The following is a 19,540-nucleotide window of genomic DNA, read 5'->3' as shown; positions in this document are numbered from 1 at the left end:
CGATACTGTGGCTGGTTGCTCGGGAGATTTTTTGCTGAATGTGCCGGCCCTATCGCGGGACCAGCCCGCTCCTACAGGATCAGTGAAGAACCTGTGGGAGCGGGCTTGTCCCGCGATAGGCCGGCAAGGCCTACATCATCAGAAGCTGTAGTCCACCGTTGCGAAGTACGAGCGTGGCGCGCCCAACAGCCATTGTTCGCCACTGTGCGCGGCAACCACGTAGTCGCGGTTGAACAGGTTGTTCAACTGCAGGCCCAGGCGTACGTCGGGCAGTACCTGCCAGCCGAGATTGGCATCGACTACGGTGTAGCCGGGGACGCTGTAAGCGTTGGCGGTGTCGGCATAGCGCTGGTCGACGTAGCGCAGGCCGATGCCGGCGTCGACGGTCTCGCCGAAGCCCTTGTTGAGCCAGAGGTTGGCGGTGCGGCGCGGAACGTTGGCGGGGCGGTTGCCGGCGCGGTCCTGGGCGATGCCGCCGACGATCTCGTCGAAGTCGTCGTACTTGGCGCGGACCACCGAGGCGTTGGCCGATACCTGCCATTGGTGGCCCAGATCCAGCTCAAGCGCGGCTTCCAGGCCGTCGGAGGTCTGCTGGCCAGCCTGCTGTTTCTCATGGCTGATCGGGTCGTCGACCAACAGCTTCTTCTTGACGATGTGATACGCCGCCAGGGTCCATTCACCACGCCCATCCCAGAAGCGCTGCTTGAGCCCCAGCTCGGTCTGCTTCGATTCGGTCAGGTCGTAGTTGATCTGGCTCGGGCTGAGGCTGATCAGGTTGCTCACCCCGTCTTCGCTGGTGGAGTACTGGCCGTACAGCGACAGGTTGTCTGTTACCGCGAATACCAGGCCGGCGCGCCAGTTGCCGCCTTGCAGGCTGCGGTCGACTCGCGTGTCGTTGGTCAGGTTGTCACGGTCTATGTGGTTCTGGTCGCGGCGGATACCGGTCACCAGCGACAGGCGATCGGTCAGTTGGGTACGGTTCTCGGCGAACAGGGCGAAGGTGTGGGTGGTCGAGAGGGTCTGTGGACGTGTGACGTTCTGGCTCTGGAACCCGCCCGGTGCCGGACTCCAAGGATCGTCGTAATCGCCGCCGACATCGTTGTACGGCGAGTTGCTGTCGACATTGAAACGGATCTTGTTGTACTCGGCACCGACCACGGTCTTGCTGTTCAGCCCGAACAGCGAATGATCGGAGGTGAAGCTCTGGCGGTCGCCGATCTGCTCCTGGTTGTGCTTGATCTCCAGGTAGCTTGCCCGCTCCAGCTGCTCGCGGGTCGGATCCCAGGTGTAGTCCTCGGCATTGCGCCAGTGCCGACGGCTCTTGATGTAGTACAGCTGGTTGCTGGCCGTGACGCTGTCGCTGAGGGTCCAGTCGGTGTTGAAGCGGGTCCATTCGTCGTGGTAGCGCTGCACGTCGTTCTGAATGTTGTAGTTCTTCTTGCGCAGGCTGTCGCGCAGGTGGCCGTCGATCAGCGGCGTGCCAAAGTAGTTCGAGGGCTGTGCGTCGCCACGCTCATGGGCGAGGGTGAAGCTCAGGTCGTCGGTGGCATCGAAGCGCAAGGCTGCACTCAAGGCCAGGCTGCGCGAATCGGTGCGGTCGACCCAGCCATTGCCTTCCTGCTTGTTCACGGTAACGCGGTAGCTGAGGCGCTCGCTCAGGCTGCCGCCGCTGTCCAGCCCCAGTTGCTGGCGATCCCATGAGCCATAGCCCAGGCGCAGGTGGTTGCGGATCTCACCGGCGAAGGGTTTTTTCGGGATCACGTTGATCACAGCGCCCGTGGCGCCTTCGCCATAAAGCACCGAGGCGGGGCCGCGGATCACATCGATGCGCTCGACCATCCACGGGTCGACCGGAAAGGTCTGGGTGCCGGCGCCGGTGTACAGGCGCGAGCCGTCGAACAGGGTCATCACCGAGGCGTGTCCGGTGAAACCACGCGCGGAGAGGGCGGTGTTGCCGTTGCCCGGGGTGCCGACGGAGGTAATGCCGGGCGATCGGGTCACTGCATCCTGCACCGTGAGGTTGGCGCGCTGCTGGATCTGCTCGGCGGTGATGCTGGTGGTGCTGGCTGGGGTCTCCAGGGCGCTGAGGTTCAGGCGCGAACCGGCTTGGGTAGGGGTTGCCAGATCGACGATCTGTTCGTCGCGGGTCTCGGTGATCGCCGTCGAGGGCAGGTCGAGGACCTTGCCTTGCGGCTGCTCGGCCAGCGCCGGCAGGGACACGGCCATGCAGGCGGCCAGAGTTTGAAGCTTGAAGTGTCGGGACATGTCGTTCCACGGGTTCAGGAATGAATGGATCCCGGTGGAAACAACGCAAAGACGAGCAGACACGCACGCAGGCGCGCACGCGAACACCGGCCTGCGCCCGCCCACCGCGGGTTTGCCAACAGAAGCGTCAGGCCGGTCTCCGGGCTTGCGAGGGTCGTGAAGCCTTCACCTTCCCATGCCTGAGCACAGTGGTGTGTCGAAGGATTCGCTCGCTTACCGTTGCGGGGGCAGCGCCGGACTTGTCTGCAAAGACGCACCGGCTTCCCGTTTCACCCTGCGCACGGCGGCGCAGGACACCTGAAACTGGCGGCATCTGACCATCGAACGCAGGGGGAGTCAATCGTTTGGATAGGCGAAAAAACGTGATGGGCTACAGGGTTGCGCGTTTTTATTAGATTTTTTTCGAACTTTTCCGACTGACGTTGTCTCGAACCGCTCGTTCGCCCTTTTTATTCAACGTCATGGAGACTTTTGCGAATGTTTACTGGAAAACTGCTGCGTCACACTTGCGCCCTGGCCCTCCTCGGCGCGCCGCTGGCAGCGATGGCAGCCCCCAGCACCGAGCCCCTGTTCACCTTCGGCCTGCTCGGTTCCTACGACAAGTTCAAGTTCGAAGGCGGCAGCGACTCCGACAAGGAGCACCTGGGCCAAGGCGGTGTGTTCGCCAACTTCGGCAACAAGATGACGGCCGAGTCCGGCTTCATCTACCAGATCGGTGCCGAAGCCAAGTACGGCAAGAAGAACGACAACAAGCTCAAGGAGGCACAGGCCGACCTCGACCTTGGCTGGCGTGCCGCGCTGGATGCGCGCAACTTCGTCGACGTGATCGTCGGTGGCGGTTACAGCTGGACCCGTTTCGAGCCCGAGATCAACGACCTGGACACCAAGTTGACCTACAAGTCGCCGTTCGCCAAGGCCGCGCTGGGTTACAACCACCAGTTCGATGCCTCGACCCTGCGTGTCGAAGTCGGTGCTCGTCACACCATCGATGGCCGTGCGCGCTTGAAGGTCGACGACTTCGGCAGCGACAGTGTCGACATGAAGGACCGTACCAACCCGTATGCCGAAGTCACTCTGCTGATGAACCAGCAGGGCGGCATGCCGATCCAGGCGGGCGTGTACTACACCCGTACCGAGTACAAGATCGACGAGGACTCGCCGGTTGCCGACAACAACAAGCTCAAGCGTGACGAGTTTGGCGTGAAGGTCGGCCTGGCGTTCTGATGCCTTCGATGGTTGTACGCCGTATGTAAGGGCAGCCTCGTGCCGCAATCTCGGCACGAGGATTCCCCAGCAGGCTCAAGGGTGCCTAGCGGCCCCGGCGCCGAGACACCCGTGCCTCGATATTCTTGCGTCCGATCAGCAGTGCCGGTTTCTCGGTTACCGGCTCATCGGCCAGCCACTTGTACATCACCAGGCAATCCACCAGCCCCAGTGCTGCATGACGAAATGCCTTGGGCAGGCGCCCGACGGTCTCGAAACCGAGCTTGTGCCACAGCCCCACGGCCACCTCGTTGCTCGCCACTACCGAATTGAACTGCAAGGCCAGAAAACCCTCCTGGCGCGCCAGCTTCTGCGAGTGCTCGCACATCAGCCGTGCCACGCCACGTCCGCGTGAACGGGGTGTGACCATGTATCCGCAATTGCCCACGTGCGCACCCGGGCCTGCGGCATTGGCCTTGAGGTAGTAGGAACCAAGCAGCTCGCCATCCTCTTCGGCCACCAGGGTGTGCAACGGAAACTCCAGCCACAGCGTGCGCGCCTGCTCCTGCGACATCTGCGGGTCGTATGCGTAGGTTTCGCGCGCCTGGACGATGGCCTGGAAGGTCGGCCAGAAACGCTCGAAGTCTTCCGCGGTCATGGGGCGAATGTGGATCATGTCGGTTCCTGCTCGGGCTGGGCCGGCAAGTCTGGGTGGATGGGCGCCGTCATGCAAGGGCTGTGGCGCCCGAGAGCGTCAACTGCCGGCCTTGCCGACCGCATCCAGCGCCCGTGCCGAATACACCAGGGCAGCGCCCGCGTTCATGGCCACGGCCACGCCGAGGGCTTCGGCGATTTCCTCGCGGGTCGCACCGTGCTTGACCGCCTGCTGCGAATGCACGGCGATGCAGCCGTCGCAGCGAGTGGTCACCGCCACGGCCAGGGAAATCAGCTCGCGGGTCTTGGCGTCGAGGTGGTTGGTCTTGGCGCCGGCAGCGCTGGCGGTGGCGTAGCCGGCCACGGTGTCGGGAGAAAGCTGCTTGAGATCGCCGATGCCGGCCATCAACTGCTTACGGTAGGCGTCCCAGTCCATCATGCTCATCGTCTTCACCTTGTCAGGTTGGCAACAGGAGCTTTCAGGCTAGTCGAAGATGGGGGGAAGGGCAGGCCTCGTCACCGAGGGGCAAGGAGGCCGCAGGACGTGTCAGATGTAGATGAACAGCAGCACCAGTGCCGCCACCACGGCCCACTTCTCGAGGTAGTAGCGGGTGCGGTTGCGCTTCTTCATGGCCTTACCACGTTCGCGGATCTTGTAGATGCGCGTGAACAGGCGATTGATGCCGCCGGTCTTGTCGTTGGCATCGTTGGGCGCGGCTGCGGCGGCCATGACGTTGCGGCTGAACCAACGATTGAAGGCGCTTGCCCAGCGGTACTTCAATGGGCGCTCGACGTCGCAGAACAGGATGATACGGTTGTGCTCGGTGGTATTGGCCGCGTAGTGGATGTACGTCTCGTCGAAGATCACCGCCTCGCCGTCGCGCCAGGAATACTTCTCGCCGTCCACATCGATGTAGCAACCATCGTCGTTCGGTGTGTCCAGGCCCAGGTGGTAACGGTAGGAGCCGGCATAGGGGTCACGGTGACGAACCAGCTTGGCTCCCGGCGGCAGGGTGGCGAACATCGCCGCCTTGACCGTGCCGATGCCTTGCAGCAGTTCGGTCGTGCGTGGGCACAGGGTCATCGCCGAAGGGTGGCTCTCGCCGTACCACTTCAGATAGAAGCGCTTCCAGCCGGTCTTGAAGAACGAGTTGAAGCCAACGTCATCGTAGTTGTCGGATTTCTTGATCTCGCCGGCGTGCAGCAATTGCTGGGCTTCTTCGCGAATTTCCTGCCAGTGGTCCTTGAGCGGCTGCAGCTCAGGGAACGACTCGACGGGCAAATAGGGCTTGGCCGGGTGCTTGGAGAACAGGTACAGGAAACTGTTGACCGGGGCGAGGAAGCTCGAGTGGTCGCCCAGCTGGCGAGTCAGCTTGTGGCGAACGCGACCGCGCAGGTGAACATAGGCGATCGAGAGGACGAAGATCAGTACGAGTGCAATTTTCATGGACGGTTACTTGTCGAATAAAAATGGCCATGCGCCATGGCTGTAGCCCGCCAGCATAAACAATCGTGTCGCCAGTTTGTACTTATTGTTAAGTCATCGCTGATGGACGAAGGTGGAATACCCTGGAAGCTGCGCAAACGATTCAACCCTGGCAGCGTTTGAACCTGCATGCCCTTCAGCCCTCGAGGAGTTTCCGATGGTTCAGGATGTACGCCCAAGCGGCGCGCCCTTCAAGCGCCTGTTTTTCGCCCTGGCTTTGCCCGAAACCCAGCGCCGGGCCGTTGCCCAGTGGCGTCGTGAATTGGGGTTGCGGGCCGGCAAGCCGGTACCGGCCGAGAATTTTCATGTGACGTTGCTGTTTCTGGGCGATGTGGATGCCGCCCAGGTACCGGCACTGTGCGCGGCGGTAGACGGCATGACGCGCCCAGGGGCGCCGATACGCCTGTTGCTCGACCGTCTGCAGGTGTGGCGACGTGCCGGCGCGCTGGTGCTCGAACCTGGCGATACCCCTGCCAGCCTGCGCCAACTGGTCTACGGCCTGGAGCAGCGCCTACTGCCACTGGGCATCGCCGAGCAGGCCCGTGAATACCGTCCGCACCTGACGCTGTCACGGGATTTCCAGGGGCAGCCACCAGAGGCGGCGCAGGCTCCGGAGTTCTTCCTCAATGCCCGCCGGTTCGGTCTCTATGAATCGCGCAAGGGCCGTTACTGTCCGCTGGCCGAGTGGCCGCTGGACGAAGCCTGAGGGGCGAACAGACGTTGTCCGAGGGTGTAGGCGGTGGGTAAGTGCCTGGCGGTATCCGGGCCTTCGCTCTCGTCCAGAAGGATCGAGCTCGATACCTGGGCGCCGCACCAGTCGAAGATGCCGTGCTCGATCTGTACGCGCATTGCAGCGCCGTAGCCATGGCGGTCGAACAGGGCAGCGTCGGTGCCGCCGACCGCCACCAGGTGGACTTTCAGGTGGTTGAGCAGCTTGGTGGTCTTGCCGCCTTCGTAGCCGAAGGCCCAGCCATTGCTGAACACACGGTCGATCCAGCCCTTGAGCAGTGCGGGGAACGACCACCAGTACACCGGGTAGACCAGCACCAGGGTATCGGCGCGTTCGATGCGTACCTGCTCGGCAAGTACGTCCGCCGGCGGCTTGGCCAGGTGACGATGGACATTGAGGTCGGGCAATTCGAAGCGCGGGTCGAAGCCCTCTGCGGCCAGGTCGGCGATTTCGCTGGTATGGCCTGCCTGGGCCAGGCCGTCGGCGATCTGCCTGGACAATGCGTGGGTGAGTGATTGGGCGTCGGGGTGGGCGAGGACGATCAGGGCGTGCATGGATGCGTTTCTTTATGGGATGCGGGAAGAGGCCGGGCGCTATATACTCGGCGTAAGTTACGGTTGGTAAGTTACTTTTGGTAGGTAAGCTATGTCAAGCGATGAGACGCGCCCTGTACGTAAACGCCTGTCCCGTGAGCATCGTCGGCGGCAATTGATAGCGGTGGCCTGGCAGATGGTTCGCGAGGAGGGCACCGATGCGCTGAGCCTGGGGCGCCTGAGCGAGCTGGCAGGGGTGACCAAGCCGGTGGTGTACGACCACTTCGAAACCCGTAACGGCTTGCTGGTGGCGCTTTACGAGGAATACGACGCGCGCCAGACCGCCATGCTCGAGGTCGTGCTGGCGGACTGTCCTGTGGACCTTGAGGCGCGTGCGGCGGTAATCGCCGCAGCCTATGTCGATTGTGTGATGACCCAGGGGCGTGAGATACCGGGCGTCAGTGCGGCGTTGGCCGGCTCGCCGGAGCTCGAGGCGCTCAAGCGTGGGTACGAGGATCCGTTCCTGGACAGGTGCCGCCAGGCGCTGGCGCCGTTTGCGCCGGGCGGGGATATCGGATTGGCCGGCTTGCGTCTGCTGGTCGGCGCCGCCGAGGCATTGTCACAGGCGGCGGCGTCGGGGGAAGTCGAGCCAGGGCAGGCCAAGGCGGAACTGAGCGCCGGTATCGTGGCGATGGTCCGGCGCCAGGGCTGAGGGCTGGGTCATACCGGCAGGCTGCGGTAGGGCAGTTCGTCTCCCGGGCTGCGGGCGAATTCGCGCTTGTATTCGCGGCTGAACTGCGAGGTGCTCTGGTAGCCCACCCGGTGCGCCACCTGGGCCACGCCCAGGCTCTCGCCGATCAGCATCTGCTGCGCCTTGAGCAGGCGCAGGCGTTTGAGGTACTGCATCGGCGCCAGTTCGGTGCAGCGCTTGAAGTGTTCGTGGAAGGTCGAAACGCTCATGTTGGCACGGCTGGCCAGCGTTTCGACACTCAACGGCTCGGCGAAATGATCGCGCAGGTAGGCGAGCACGACGCCGATCCGGGCAAAGTGCCCCTGCTGTTCGACCAGTGCCCGCAACACGCCGGCCTGAGGGCCGAGCAGGGCTGTATACAGCACCTCCCGCACCCGTGCAGCCCCCAGCATTTTCGCATCCAGTGGGTCCTGCAGGCATTCGAGCAGACGCTCGACGCTGGCGCGCATCGGTGCACCCAGCGCCGCCGAGCTCATCGACTGCGGCGTCTGCGCCTGTACCGCCGGATCCGGCGGCAGGTCCATGTTCTGCACCAGTTCGTTGAGCACGTTGCGGTCGATGCTCACGGCCACGCCGAGCATGGGCGCCTGAGGCGTGGCGAAGGTTTCGCACATGAAGGGCACTGAAAGCGCCTGGATCAGGTAGTGCCCGGCACCGTATTCCAGCGTGCGCGGCCCCAGGCGCGCGAGCTTGCTGCCCTGGGCGATGATGATCAGGCTCGGTTCATAGATCTGTGGGCTGCTCGCCACATAGTGGTCCCACGACAACACCTGGACCTGGGGCAGGTAGGTGTCGACGAATCCGGGGCGCGAGGCGAGGGCGCGGATCAGCGAGCAGAGGGGGGCATTGGCGTCGACGTGTTGGGTCAGGTGCATGGCAAACCAGGGACAGAGAATCAGACACTGGCATCTTCGCAGATTGACAGTCCAGCGCCAGATCGCTGCGGCCAATTCCGGAGAATCAGGCACGAATGCCGGAGGATCGGCTGTGGGCCGGGCCCGTTTCGATGCGCAGAATGCGTGGCCTGAATCGTTTCAATATTGCGAGGTCCAGAGCATGTACACCGCCATCGGTTATGCCGCCCAGTCTTCCACCGCGCCCCTGGCGCCCATGACCTTCCAGCGCCGTGGCCTGCGCCCGGACGATGTCGCCATCGACATCCTCTACTGCGGCGTGTGCCACTCCGATATTCACCAGGCCCGCAATGAGTGGGGCATAGCCGTCTACCCACTGATGCCCGGCCACGAGATCGTCGGTCGTGTCACCGCCGTAGGTGAAAAGGCTGGCAAGTATCAGGTCGGTGACCTGGTCGGCGTCGGCTGCATGGTCGATTCCTGCCGCCATTGCGAGGCTTGCCGGCAGGACCTGGAGCAGTATTGCCTGGAAGGGCCGACCCAGACCTACGCCAGTCCCGACCGTATCGACGGCAGCAATACCCTGGGTGGCTATTCCAGCAGCATCGTGGTCAGCGAGCACTTCGTCCTGCGTATTCCCCAAGGGATGGACCTGCCCAGTGCAGCGCCGATCCTCTGCGCGGGCATCACCACTTACTCACCGCTCAAGCACCACGGCGTGGGGCCCGGGCACAAGGTCGGCGTGCTGGGCATGGGCGGCCTGGGCCACATGGGCATCAAGTTCGCCAAGGCCCTGGGCGCCGAGGTGACGCTGTTCACCCGCTCCCCGGCCAAGGCCGAGGAAGCCCGTCGCCAGGGCGCCGATCATGTCATCGTCTCCACCGACGAGGCGCAGATGCGCGAGGCGGCGGGTCGCTTCGACTTCCTGCTCGACACCATCCCGGTGCAACACGACCTGAATCCCTACCTCGAAACCCTGAAGTTCGACGGCGTGCACATCCTGGTCGGCCTGATCGAGCCGGTCGATCCGCCCGTGCATGCGGCCAACCTGGTGCTCAAGCGGCGGGTGCTGGCCGGCTCCTTGATCGGCGGCATCGCCGAAACCCAGGAAGTGCTGGACTTCTGCGCCGAGCACGGCATCAGCTGCGATATCGAGATGCTGGATATCCGCCACATCAACGAGGCGTTCGAGCGGATGATCAAGGGTGATGTGAAGTACCGCTTCGTGATCGACATGGCGACCTTGCAGGCCTGATCCGGGCGTTGAACGCAATCGCGGGGCGAGTCCCGCGATTGCGGCCAGTACAGGCGCTACCAGACCATCGCCTTCCTCCACCCTTTCCAGAACAACCAGCGCCGCACCTCGGCGTGTTCGCCAGTGCCGATCTGCCAGGCAGGCCGCTTGCTGTCCAAGGCGATCAGCGAGATGAATCCGGCATGGCTGGCGGCGACCAGGGTGCGGCCGTCGGCGCTGATGTCCATGGCGCTGATGGCCGACCCCAGATAATGCTGCCAGTGCGCGCGACCGTCTTCGCCGAAGCCACGCAGGTAACCTTGGGCATCGCCGACGATGTACTCGCCTTGACGTGCGACGCCGGCATGGATCTGCACGCCGTCCTGCAGCATCGAGATCTGCGGATCGGTTGCCAGATTGGCGAGCGTTACGCCAAGGCTGGCGCCGCCGTCGCCCTGGCAGGCATTGAGCAGCAACTGGTCGCCGCGGTGGTTGAACAGGGCGAAGTGCGGATGTTCCCCCGCCGGGACGATCTCGGCCAGCGGCTCCAGGTGCTCGTCGAGTACCTGGTGGTTGCCGCGCTGCTCGCCCAGCACGATCCGTCTGCCGTCCGGCGACAGTGCGGCATGGGCTTGGGTCAGGGTCAGCGCGATGTCGTCAGGGTCGGTGCCGTCGGCCAGTTGCGCGAGGATGTCTGCTTCGCGGCGCAGCAGGCGGGTGGCACCTCGAGGTGTGAGCAGGAAGATGCCCTCGCGGCTGACCAGCAGTACCCGTCGGCCATCCGGCAGGGGGAGCAGGCGGGTTGGGGTGGGTGGCAGGTCGAAGGGATCGAACGGGTAGCCAGGCGGCAGGCCTTCCAGGCCATGGGGCCAGGACAACCGAGCGACCTGTGGGCCGCCCCAGCCGTCGGTGACCCTTACGCCCTCCGCATTGGCCAGGGCGAAGTAGCGTCGTCGCGGGCAGCGGCCGAAGTGCTCGACACTGATCATCGGGGTCACCCCGTTGCGGTCGATCTGCACCACCTGGCCGTTGTCATGGGGCATGCCGATACGTGCAAGCAAGCGGCCGTCATCGAGCAGCAGCACCTGGGCGATACCCTGGCCATGGCTCGGGAGCAGTGGCAGCAAGGGATCATGGGCGGGCGGCCAGGCTTCGCGAAACAACTGACGCTGGTGCTCGTCGATGCCAGGTCGGTTGATTGCGTGCAGGGCGAGCTGCCAGGCGTCGAGCAGGTGATCGATGGCCGGTGGGCAGGGCGCTTGTGCTGTGTCGTGTCCTTGTGCGCAACCTTGCGCAACATGACGGTTGACGGCCTCGGCGTAGGCGGTGACCGCCTGTTGCCACTGCTGCTGAGGGTGTTGCGTGTCCATGAGCGGATCGGACTCCTTGTTCCGCATGTTGCTACAGTGCGTCATGGTACTCCGTGCGCGCGCGGTTGTGAGGCCTGGCCTTGACGCGTACCATGCCGAGTATTCCTACCAATAACAAACGTGCATCCGCGACCCGAACCTGGGCACGTGGGGCGCGTCCTATCGCTTTGCCTGCGGAGATTGCATTGGCCTCGATGAATGGACCCCTACCTGATTCCCTACCTGCACCGGCAGGCGGCGGCAGTTGGCTGAGCGTGATCGCGCTGGCGCTGGCGGCGTTCATCTTCAACACCACCGAGTTCGTGCCGGTGGCACTGCTCAGCGACATCGGTCGCAGCTTCGACATGACCACCGCGCAGGTGGGCCTGATGCTGACCATCTACGCCTGGGTGGTGGCACTGGCTTCGCTGCCGATGATGCTGATGACCCGTAACATCGAGCGGCGGCGCCTGTTGCTGTTCGTGTTCCTGGTATTCATCGTCAGCCACTTGCTGTCGTGGATGGCGCAGAGTTTCGCCATGCTGCTGGTCAGCCGCATCGGCATCGCCTTGTCGCACGCGGTGTTCTGGGCGATCACCGCGTCGCTGGCGGTGCGCGTGGCGCCGGCTGGCAAGCAGGCCAAGGCGCTCGGGTTGCTGGCCACCGGCACTACCCTGGCGATGGTCCTGGGCATCCCGCTCGGGCGGGTAGTGGGCGAGGCGCTGGGTTGGCGCATCACCTTCCTCAGCATTGCGGGCGTGGCGCTGGCGACCATGCTGTGCCTGATGAAGTCGCTGCCCTTGCTGCCGAGCCAGAACTCCGGTTCGCTGCGCAGCCTGCCGATCCTGTTCCGCAGGCCTGCCCTGGTCATCACCTATCTTCTGGTCACGCTGGTGATCACCGCACAGTTCACCGCCTACAGCTACATCGAACCGTTCGCCCTGCATGTGGCGCAGATCAGCGGTGAGCACACGACCCTGATCCTGTTGCTGTTCGGTGGGGCGGGTGTGCTCGGCTCGGTGCTGTTCAGCCGTTACAGCGACCGCTTCCCGCACGGTTTCCTGGTCGGCTCGATCGGTTGTCTGGCCGCGTGCCTGTTGCTGCTGTTGCCGCTGTCGGGGAACTTCGCCGCGTTCGCCGTGCTGAGCATGTTCTGGGGCGTGGCGATCCTGAGCTTCAGCCTGTCGTTGCAGTCGAAGACGCTCAAGTTGGCGTCCGACGCTACCGATGTGGCCATGGCACTGTTCTCGGGGATCTACAACATCGGTATCGGTGGCGGGGCATTGCTGGGCAGTATCGTCAGCAGCCAGATCGGTGTGGCCAATATCGGCCTGGTCGGCGGTGTGGTGGCGGTGGTGGGGTTGGGCCTGGCCTTGGCCAGCAGCCAGCGCTTTCGCGATGCCCTGGCCGCGCCCCCCGCGCCTTGAGCTTCACGCCAGTAAAGCCGACCACGCCGACACCACCAGCAACAGTGCCAGCAACTGATTGAAGCGCTGCAGGTGCCGGGGCGAACGCAACCAGCGGGCACTGCCGATCCCGAGCAGCGCCCAGGCGCCCATGCATGGCAGGGCGATGATCAGAAATACCAGCGCCAGGTGCCACACCGGCAATCCTGGCGTGGCAAACACCCCGATCACCGCCACCGCCATCAGCCAGACCTTGGGATTGACCAGTTGCAGCGATGCCGCGCTGCCGACCCCGAAGCGCTGCCGCGCCGTGGCATGCAAGGGCTCGCCAGCGGCGCGGAACAACTGCCAGGCCAGGCGACTCAACCACAGCACGCCCACCCAGCTCATCACTTGCTGCGCCAGCGGGTGGCGCAGCAGCACCTCTCCCAGCCCCAGGCCTACCACCCAGACGATCGCCGCGGCCGCCGCGCAGGCCGCGAAGATCGGCGCCAGGCTGGCACGCAGGCCGTTGTGCGCGCCGTGGGCGAGAATCAGCAGGTTGGTCGGCCCGGGGCTGATGCTGGCGGCCAAGGCGAAAAGGATGAAGGGCAACAGCGATGACGACATGGTGAGGCTCCTGTGGTTCGGAACACCATGGTCAGGCGTGGGGGCGGTTCAGTCTGGAAGCTTTGAGCAGCGTCGGCGATAGTCGGCCGGTGTCAGCCGGTAGGCACGACGGAACCAGCGCCCCAGGTGGCTCTGGTCGGCAAAGCCCAAGGCCATGGCCACTTCGCTGGGGGTGTCGCCACGAGCCAGCAGGCGCCGGGCGCGGGCCAGGCGCAACTGAATCAGGTAGGCGTGCGGCGCCAGGCCGAAGGCGGCCTTGAAGGCGCGGGTGAGGCGAAAGCGATCGACGCCGCAGGCCTGCGCTACTTCGTTCAGGCCGATGTCCTGGTCGATATGGGCGTGCAGGTAGTCGCGCGCTCGCTGGGCGCACAGCGGCAGGCGTGGATCGGGGTCGAGGCGCTTGCGCCAGTGCAGGTGCCGGGTCAGGCAGGCCAGCAGGTCGTCCATGGCGGTCTGGCGCACGATTCGTAGCTCGCCGCCGTGCATGGCCTGGAAGGCGCGCAAGGTGGCGCCCGCCAGTCGCGGGTCGGCACACAGGGTGTCAGCGAAGGCGGGCAGGCAGCCTGCCGGGGCCTGTTCGAACAGTGCATGCAGTTCGTTTTCCAGCCACTTCGAGTCCAGGTACAGCGTGGAGTAGGTGAAACCTTCGCGCGTGGGAGCGTCGCCATCGTGAAGGTCACCGGGTTCCAGCAGGAACACCTGGCCCGGCGTGCTCTGGTGCCGAACCCGGCGGCAATTGAACTGCTGCACGCCCTGTTCGGTGACCCCGACCAGGAAGCTGTCGTGCCAGTGCGGGTCGTAGGCGTGGCCGACGAAATGCGCGCGGACCGACTCTATGCCGGTGTCGGCGTCTTGCTTGAGGTCGATCCAGTTGGACATGGGCGAGGCCTGCGAAAGGGAGTTTTCACCTTAGCTTAAAAGCGCTGCGGATTTTAGAACGGATGTGCACGGGATAGTTCGGATAGTGGCATTGGGCCGGTATACTGGGTGTTTTTGCAGGAAGCTGTTGCTCTGATGAAAGACACATCTACAAATTGGTTGCAGGTGCTGCTGGTCATGGTCGTCGCTGCGGTGATTGCCCAGGTGGTAGCGATCTTCACAGTGATTCCCCTGGTTCAGAGCATGGGCGCCACGGGCGGCTGGCTGTTGATCATCTACCTGGTGTTCGTCGGCGTGTGCACCCTGGCGAGCGGTGCCCTATCTTTTCGAGCGCCGAAGGTGGGGTTTGCCCATGACTGGAAAGTCATGTCGCTGATCGCCTCCAGCAAGCTCATGCTTCTGGTGACTGTGGCCCTGAGCGTCGTGCCTCTGGCGGTCGAGGGGTTCAAGCAGGCGGGACATGTCGAGCAATTGCCATTCAGCTTGTTCATGTATTGGCTGAGCGGTCTGAGCCTGCTGGTGTTTTCCGTGCTGTATCACCTGTGCGCGCCGGGTGCGTATCGTTATCCGACCTTTGAAGACCTGATCAAGCGTGAAGGCAGTGCCAGGGTGCTACGTGGCGAGGCTGGCGAGATATTGGAGGGCTTGCGCGCCAGGCAATCGCCGAGTGGGGCAGCTGGTGAAACGCCCTTCACGAGCCAGGACGAGCATGTTCTGGAGGTGCTTGCCCAGGGCCGCGTCATTGATGATGCCCAGTGTTATTTCGTCATGCGTGAGCATGGCGCCAACGCCAATCCGAAAGTGCGTTGGGCGTTGACGCTGGCGCTGCTGATTCCCGCCTACGTCATTCCCACCGTGACGGTGGGCAAGATGTTCGCGGTCGTGGACACCGCTCGACAGCAGGTGCATGAGCGGGGTGGCTGGTTGTGCGCCATCTATGGCAGCGTGCTGACGCTTGGCAAGGATGCCAAGGAGCAGGCCGAGTCTTCCTGCAAGGCGCACTAACCAGGGTCGGGCTGCAACTGCGCAAACTTGCCCTGCAACCACTGATGCAAGCGGGCCACCGCCGGCGACAGTTGCTTGCGGTGCGGGCACACCAGGATCAGGGGGCGCAGGTCGCCGGGGAAGTCCGGCATCAGCACCTCGAGTTCGCCGGCCGCGACATTGGCGTGCACGTCCAGCCATGACTTGAAGGCGATGCCTTCGCCGGCCAGTGCCCAGCGCCGTACCACATCGGCGTCATCGCAGAACAGCGGCCCGCTGACCTGCACCGTCTGCTCACCCAGTTGCCAGCGGTCGAAGACCCGCGACTGCTGCAGGTACAGCAGGCAGTCGTGCTGTTGCAGGTCTTGCGGGGTGTGCGGGCGGCCGCGGCGGGCGAGGTAGGCGGGGGCGGCGACCAGTACCCTGCGGTTCCACGGCGCCAGTGGCAGCGAGATGTAGTTGGCAGTGTCGTCGATGCCATAGCGGATGCCGACATCCACCGGGTCGCGGTACAGGTCGGCGAGTTCGTCGGAGAGAAAGAAGCGCAGGCTCAGGCCCGAGTGTTCGCGGCGAAACTCGGTGAGCCAGGGCAGCACCAGGTTGCGTCCGACATCCGAAGGCGCCGACACCTGCAGTACACCACGCAGTTCACTGTGATCGCCATGCAGGCTCTCACGCCCGTGACGCAGGGTCTCCAGCACACTGTGGGCGGTGGGCAGGTACAGTTCACCCTCGGCGGTCAGGCGCAGGCTACGGGTGGTGCGGGCAAACAGGCGCACGTCCAGCTCTCGCTCCAGGCGCTTGATCGCTGCTGCGACCTGGCCCGGTAGCAGGTCGGCTTCCAGCGCGGCGGCGGTGAAGCTGCCCAAGGCGCTGGAGCGAATGAACAGGTGTAGATCGTCAAGGCGCAGCATTTTCACTCCTGGAATGAAAGTGTTGCTGCATTGTGCTGGTTTTTCTTTCCTGTGGGAAAGATAAGATACGCGCCATCACCTTCCCTGACAGGAGCAGTTCCGATGGATACCGTCACCCTGGCCAAGCGCCGCTACACCACCAAGGCCTACGACGCCAGCCGCAAGATCCCGCAGGCCACCGTCGATGCACTGCTCGAGCAATTGCGACATAGCCCGTCCTCGGTCAACTCGCAGCCCTGGCACTTCGTCGTCGCCGACAGCGCCGAAGGCAAGGCACGCCTGGCCAAGGCCACCGAAGCCTTCGCCTACAACACACCCAAGATTCTCAACGCCTCGCACGTGATCGTGTTCGCCACCCGCACAGAAATGACCGAGGCGCACCTGCACGCCGTGCTTGACCAGGAAGCAGCCGACGGCCGTTTTCGCGATGATCAGGCCCGTGCCGGCCAGGACACGACGCGCCGTGGCTATGTGAACCTGCACCGCTACGATCTCAAGGATGCGCAGCACTGGATGGAAAAGCAGACCTACCTGGCCCTGGGCACCGCTTTGCTGGGCGCTGCCGCCCACGGGCTCGATGCGACCCCGATCGAGGGCTTCGACAGCAAGGCGCTGGACGCCGAGCTGGGCCTGCGCGAGCGTGGCTTCACCAGCGTCGTGCTGCTGAGCCTGGGGTATCGCAGTGAAGATGACTTCAATGCCGGCCTGAGCAAGTCGCGGCTGCCGGCCGAGACGGTGTTCACCTTCCTCTGAAAAAAACCGGGGCAGGCCGCTACGGTCTGCCCCGGCTTTCAATCTTCCTCCAGCGCCTGCTCGACCACGTCGCGGCTGGCGTCCAGCACTTGCTGCTGTACTTCCTCGCTGGCCAACATACGCCCGACCACCAGAGCACCGACGCACTGGCTGATCAGCGCCCAGGCCCTGCGCTCGTCCCCAAGCGTTTCACTCCACGCGGCCTGCAGTTCGAGCAGCCAGTGTTCGGCCTGTTCACGGACCGGTCGCTCGGCGCGAGCGATCTCGACCCCCAGCGGCGGCAGCGGGCAGCCACCTTCGGGATTGTGCAGGTGGGCGAGGCTCAAGTACTGCTTCAGGCAGCGGCGCAGACGTTCGCGGTCGGCGCCCTGGCTGGCCAGGCGAGCGAACGGGCTATTGCACAGCTCGCGTCGCACCACCTCGCTGAATAGGTCATCCTTGGACGGGAAGTGATTGTAGAAGGCCCCACCGGTAAGGCCGATGGCCTTCATCAACTCGGCGACCCCGGTACTGGCGAAACCACCACGTTTGGCCAGGACGCCGCTGCTGGCCAGCAGCTTCTCGCGAGTCTGTTGCTTGTGATCGGTGGAGTAGCGCATCCGTGACCCTCGGTGTGCTGGCTTGACGGTGCAGCGATCATAGCATAGCGTTCATTTACTAAATAATCGTTCATCAATGGAGGCGCCGGTGACAGAACAACGAAAAGCGGTCCTGGTGATAGGGGCGGGTGATGCCACCGGCGGCGAGATCGCCAAGCGTTTTGCCCGCGAAGGTTATATCGCCTGTGTGACCCGTCGCGACGCTGACAAGCTGCAACCGCTGGTGGACGAGATCCGTGCGGCTGGCGGTCAGGCCTACGGTTTCGGCTCCGATGCACGCAAGGAAGAGGCGGTGGCCGAGCTGATCGAAACCATCGAGCGTGATGTCGCCCCGATCGAGGCCTTCGTGTTCAACATCGGCGCCAACGTGCCCTGTAGCATCCTCGACGAAACGCCGCGCAAATACTTCAAGATCTGGGAAATGGCCTGCTTCGCCGGCTTTCTCACGGCCCAGGCAGTGGCGCGGCGCATGGTCACCCGCGAACGCGGCACCCTGATCTTCACCGGCGCCACGGCCGGCACCCGCGGCGCCGCCGGTTTTGCTGCCTTCGCCGGTGCCAAGCACGCCTTGCGCGCCCTGGCCCAGAGCATGGCGCGCGAGCTGGGGCCGCGAAACATTCACGTGGCGCACGTGGTGGTCGACGGCGCCATCGACACGGCGTTCATTCGCGATACCTTCCCTGAGCGCTACGCCCTGAAGGACCAGGATGGCATCCTTGACCCGGCGCATATCGCCGACAGCTACTGGTACCTGCACACCCAGCCCCGGGACGCCTGGACCTTCGAACTTGACTTGCGCCCCTGGATCGAACGCTGGTGATCCGCTGTGCCCAACCACCTTCCGCCACAAGGAGTGCTGCATGAGCAAGTGCGTCGAGTTCTACTTTGATCTGGGCAGTCCGGCCAGCTACCTGGCCTGGACCCAGTTGCCCGCCCTGTGTGCCCGCCGAGGCGCTGCCCTGGCGCTGCGGCCAATGCTGCTGGGCGGCGTGTTCCAGGCCACCGGCAATGCCTCGCCGGCGACGATACCGGCCAAGGGGCGCTACATGATCGGTGACCTGAAACGCTTCGCTGCCCGTTATGGCGTGCCGTTCAGCCTCCCGCCCGGGTTTCCGGTCAATACCCTGAACCTGATGCGGGGCGTGCTCGGCACGCAGATGCGTTCGCCCGAGCGCCTCGAACCCTTGCTCAGGGCGTTGTTCGACGGGCTGTGGGTGCAACAGCGCAATCTGTCGGAACCTGAGGTGCTCGATGCGACGCTGCGCGAAGCAGGCATGGACCCCGAGGCGTTTCGTGCCCTGGCGGCCGACGTCGAGGTCAAGGAGCGGCTCAAGCAGGTGACCCAGGAGGCGGTCGAGCGGGGCGTGTTCGGCGCGCCGATCTGTTTTGTCGGCGGGCAGATGTTCTTCGGTCAGGACCGCTTGGACTTCATCGAAGAAGCATTAACCTAACAGCCGCTCCAGTTGCGTGCGCTCCCAGACGCTGAGCAGCTCGACCGGGTCGGTGCCATAGCGCTGCCAGTGGCCGCGCTCGGCCTCGCGGCCATCGGGGGCGCGGCATTCGCTGCAATGGGCGAGGCCTTCGTCGTCGAGGGTCAGGATCAGTTGCCAGTGGCCGATCTGTACCCTGACCCGCCCGTCGCTCAGGTGCTCGTGCACTTCCAGCGCCTGGACGCCGAGGGCGGCGTCACGCAGGCACTGGTAGATCTCACGGCTGTTGGGGGCGGACATGAACGATCAGAAGTTCGCCGGGGTGTTGGCGCTGATGATTTCTGCTTCGTCCGGGCCGATGTTCTTGAAGCTGTGCGGCAGCGTGGTGGGGATGTAGTAGCCGTCGCCCGAGTTGAGCACGCTGACCTGGCCATCGACCCACAACTCGACCGTCCCCCGGGTGACCAGCCCGCATTCCTCGCCTTCGGCATGCACGATCGGCTCGCCCGAGTCGGCACCCGGTGCGTAGAGCTCGCGCAGCATGCGCATCTGTCGGCCTTCGACACTGGCGCCGACCAGCAGCATGCGCAGGCCGTTGCGACCCAGGTCGGGTTGCTCGCCGCCGCGGAACACGTAGCGCTCTTCGCGTGCAGGTTCATCGAAGCTGAAGAACTCGGCGAGGCTCATGGGGATGCCTTCGAGGAGCTTTTTCAGGGAGCTGACCGAGGGGCTGACGCGGTTCTGCTCGATCTGCGAGATCGTCGAGTTGGTCAGGCCGCTGCGGCGGGCCAGCTCCCGCTGGGAGAGGTTGTTGCGTTCACGCACCAGTTTGAGTCGTGTCCCCGTGTCCATAGCCGCCTTGAGTAGTGAGTGATCAGAGGTGTCAAAAATAATGGGCAGCGCATTA

The 19,540-nt window shown here is 64.2% G+C and carries 22 protein-coding genes and 1 riboswitch; of the genes, 9 read left to right on the top strand and 13 right to left on the bottom strand.

The window, feature by feature from the left end; translation table 11 throughout:
• Window positions 1–138 precede the first annotated feature (138 nt).
• Entirely contained in the window at window positions 139–2,265 is a 2,127-nt protein-coding gene (locus ACTYOL_RS14760; RefSeq protein ID WP_444756496.1) for a TonB-dependent receptor, read from the bottom strand.
• A 113-nt stretch (window positions 2,266–2,378) separates the two neighbouring features.
• Window positions 2,379–2,581, bottom strand: a riboswitch (cobalamin riboswitch).
• Window positions 2,582–2,742: 161 nt separating this feature from the next.
• Between ACTYOL_RS14760 and ACTYOL_RS14755 the strand changes: the two genes are divergently transcribed.
• Window positions 2,743–3,489 (top strand): outer membrane beta-barrel protein, encoded by a 747-nt coding sequence (locus ACTYOL_RS14755; RefSeq protein ID WP_153773839.1) that lies wholly within the window; start codon window positions 2,743–2,745, stop codon window positions 3,487–3,489.
• An 85-nt stretch (window positions 3,490–3,574) separates the two neighbouring features.
• Here the strand turns inward: ACTYOL_RS14755 and ACTYOL_RS14750 are convergent, their stop codons facing one another.
• From ACTYOL_RS14750 to lpxO, 3 genes are all read right to left on the bottom strand, one after another.
• Window positions 3,575–4,144 (bottom strand): GNAT family N-acetyltransferase, encoded by a 570-nt coding sequence (locus ACTYOL_RS14750; protein WP_197891029.1) that lies wholly within the window; start codon window positions 4,142–4,144, stop codon window positions 3,575–3,577.
• Between the two features lie 78 nt (window positions 4,145–4,222).
• Window positions 4,223–4,567 (bottom strand): carboxymuconolactone decarboxylase family protein, encoded by a 345-nt coding sequence (locus ACTYOL_RS14745; RefSeq protein ID WP_054890878.1) that lies wholly within the window; start codon window positions 4,565–4,567, stop codon window positions 4,223–4,225.
• 102 nt (window positions 4,568–4,669) lie between these two features.
• The gene (gene lpxO, locus ACTYOL_RS14740) at window positions 4,670–5,569 is read right to left on the bottom strand and encodes a lipid A hydroxylase LpxO (RefSeq protein ID WP_054890877.1); all 900 of its coding nucleotides are present in this window, start codon (window positions 5,567–5,569) and stop codon (window positions 4,670–4,672) included.
• Between the two features lie 196 nt (window positions 5,570–5,765).
• On the opposite strand from lpxO, the gene thpR reads away from it, so the two are divergent.
• Complete coding sequence (gene thpR / locus ACTYOL_RS14735; RefSeq protein ID WP_054890876.1) at window positions 5,766–6,314, top strand: RNA 2',3'-cyclic phosphodiesterase; 549 nt, start codon at window positions 5,766–5,768, stop codon at window positions 6,312–6,314.
• On the opposite strand, the gene ACTYOL_RS14730 is transcribed toward thpR, so the two are convergent.
• Window positions 6,275–6,892: an NAD(P)H-dependent oxidoreductase gene (locus ACTYOL_RS14730; protein ID WP_444756495.1), complete on the bottom strand. Its 618-nt coding sequence runs from the start codon at window positions 6,890–6,892 to the stop codon at window positions 6,275–6,277. The two genes, thpR and ACTYOL_RS14730, sit on opposite strands and share 40 nt — an antisense overlap.
• 91 nt (window positions 6,893–6,983) lie before the next feature.
• Here ACTYOL_RS14730 and ACTYOL_RS14725 point away from each other — a divergent pair, with 91 nt between their 5' ends.
• On the top strand, window positions 6,984–7,583 hold the full coding sequence (locus tag ACTYOL_RS14725) for a TetR/AcrR family transcriptional regulator (protein ID WP_444756494.1): 600 nt from the start codon (window positions 6,984–6,986) through the stop codon (window positions 7,581–7,583).
• A gap of 8 nt (window positions 7,584–7,591) precedes the next feature.
• On the opposite strand, the gene ACTYOL_RS14720 is transcribed toward ACTYOL_RS14725, so the two are convergent.
• The gene (locus ACTYOL_RS14720) at window positions 7,592–8,497 is read right to left on the bottom strand and encodes an AraC family transcriptional regulator N-terminal domain-containing protein (protein WP_444756493.1); all 906 of its coding nucleotides are present in this window, start codon (window positions 8,495–8,497) and stop codon (window positions 7,592–7,594) included.
• 181 nt (window positions 8,498–8,678) lie between these two features.
• Here ACTYOL_RS14720 and ACTYOL_RS14715 point away from each other — a divergent pair, with 181 nt between their 5' ends.
• Window positions 8,679–9,731: an NAD(P)-dependent alcohol dehydrogenase gene (locus tag ACTYOL_RS14715; RefSeq protein WP_153773837.1), complete on the top strand. Its 1,053-nt coding sequence runs from the start codon at window positions 8,679–8,681 to the stop codon at window positions 9,729–9,731.
• A gap of 56 nt (window positions 9,732–9,787) precedes the next feature.
• On the opposite strand, the gene ACTYOL_RS14710 is transcribed toward ACTYOL_RS14715, so the two are convergent.
• On the bottom strand, window positions 9,788–11,080 hold the full coding sequence (locus ACTYOL_RS14710; RefSeq protein WP_444756492.1) for a hypothetical protein: 1,293 nt from the start codon (window positions 11,078–11,080) through the stop codon (window positions 9,788–9,790).
• A 194-nt stretch (window positions 11,081–11,274) separates the two neighbouring features.
• Here ACTYOL_RS14710 and ACTYOL_RS14705 point away from each other — a divergent pair, with 194 nt between their 5' ends.
• Window positions 11,275–12,486, top strand: a complete 1,212-nt coding sequence (locus ACTYOL_RS14705) for a sugar transporter (protein WP_153773835.1) — start codon at window positions 11,275–11,277, stop codon at window positions 12,484–12,486.
• 3 nt (window positions 12,487–12,489) lie between these two features.
• Here ACTYOL_RS14705 and ACTYOL_RS14700 read toward each other — a convergent pair whose 3' ends face one another.
• Together ACTYOL_RS14700 and ACTYOL_RS14695 are read right to left on the bottom strand one after the other, a co-directional pair.
• Complete coding sequence (locus ACTYOL_RS14700) at window positions 12,490–13,074, bottom strand: LysE family translocator (RefSeq protein WP_153773834.1); 585 nt, start codon at window positions 13,072–13,074, stop codon at window positions 12,490–12,492.
• Between the two features lie 48 nt (window positions 13,075–13,122).
• Window positions 13,123–13,953: an AraC family transcriptional regulator gene (locus ACTYOL_RS14695; RefSeq protein ID WP_444756491.1), complete on the bottom strand. Its 831-nt coding sequence runs from the start codon at window positions 13,951–13,953 to the stop codon at window positions 13,123–13,125.
• 135 nt (window positions 13,954–14,088) lie between these two features.
• Between ACTYOL_RS14695 and ACTYOL_RS14690 the strand changes: the two genes are divergently transcribed.
• Window positions 14,089–14,958 carry a hypothetical protein gene (locus tag ACTYOL_RS14690; protein WP_153773832.1) on the top strand — a complete coding sequence of 290 codons (870 nt, stop codon included), beginning with the start codon at window positions 14,089–14,091 and terminating at the stop codon, window positions 14,956–14,958.
• Here the strand turns inward: ACTYOL_RS14690 and ACTYOL_RS14685 are convergent.
• Entirely contained in the window at window positions 14,955–15,851 is an 897-nt protein-coding gene (locus ACTYOL_RS14685) for a LysR family transcriptional regulator (protein ID WP_444756490.1), read from the bottom strand. The genes ACTYOL_RS14690 and ACTYOL_RS14685 overlap by 4 nt on opposite strands.
• Window positions 15,852–15,953: 102 nt before the next feature.
• On the opposite strand from ACTYOL_RS14685, the gene nfsB reads away from it, so the two are divergent.
• A complete protein-coding gene (gene nfsB / locus ACTYOL_RS14680) occupies window positions 15,954–16,604 on the top strand; it encodes an oxygen-insensitive NAD(P)H nitroreductase (RefSeq protein WP_414155586.1) in 651 nt (216 codons plus the stop codon).
• Between the two features lie 38 nt (window positions 16,605–16,642).
• Here the strand turns inward: nfsB and ACTYOL_RS14675 are convergent, their stop codons facing one another.
• Window positions 16,643–17,203 carry a TetR/AcrR family transcriptional regulator gene (locus tag ACTYOL_RS14675; protein ID WP_054890865.1) on the bottom strand — a complete coding sequence of 187 codons (561 nt, stop codon included), beginning with the start codon at window positions 17,201–17,203 and terminating at the stop codon, window positions 16,643–16,645.
• A gap of 88 nt (window positions 17,204–17,291) precedes the next feature.
• Between ACTYOL_RS14675 and ACTYOL_RS14670 the strand changes: the two genes are divergently transcribed.
• Both ACTYOL_RS14670 and ACTYOL_RS14665 read left to right on the top strand, forming a co-directional pair.
• On the top strand, window positions 17,292–18,023 hold the full coding sequence (locus ACTYOL_RS14670; RefSeq protein WP_444756489.1) for an SDR family oxidoreductase: 732 nt from the start codon (window positions 17,292–17,294) through the stop codon (window positions 18,021–18,023).
• A 40-nt stretch (window positions 18,024–18,063) separates the two neighbouring features.
• A complete protein-coding gene (locus ACTYOL_RS14665; protein ID WP_444756488.1) occupies window positions 18,064–18,654 on the top strand; it encodes a 2-hydroxychromene-2-carboxylate isomerase in 591 nt (196 codons plus the stop codon).
• Here ACTYOL_RS14665 and ACTYOL_RS14660 read toward each other — a convergent pair.
• Entirely contained in the window at window positions 18,646–18,933 is a 288-nt protein-coding gene (locus tag ACTYOL_RS14660) for a DUF7693 family protein (RefSeq protein WP_054890863.1), read from the bottom strand. The genes ACTYOL_RS14665 and ACTYOL_RS14660 overlap by 9 nt on opposite strands.
• A gap of 6 nt (window positions 18,934–18,939) precedes the next feature.
• On the bottom strand, window positions 18,940–19,485 hold the full coding sequence (locus ACTYOL_RS14655; RefSeq protein ID WP_054890862.1) for a cupin domain-containing protein: 546 nt from the start codon (window positions 19,483–19,485) through the stop codon (window positions 18,940–18,942).
• Between the last annotated feature and the right edge of the window lie 55 nt (window positions 19,486–19,540).

Origin of the sequence: Pseudomonas sp. A014 (assembly GCF_052378495.1) — a bacterium.
GTDB lineage: Bacteria > Pseudomonadota > Gammaproteobacteria > Pseudomonadales > Pseudomonadaceae > Aquipseudomonas > Aquipseudomonas machongensis.
This window is presented reverse-complemented; position numbering and strand designations above follow the sequence as displayed.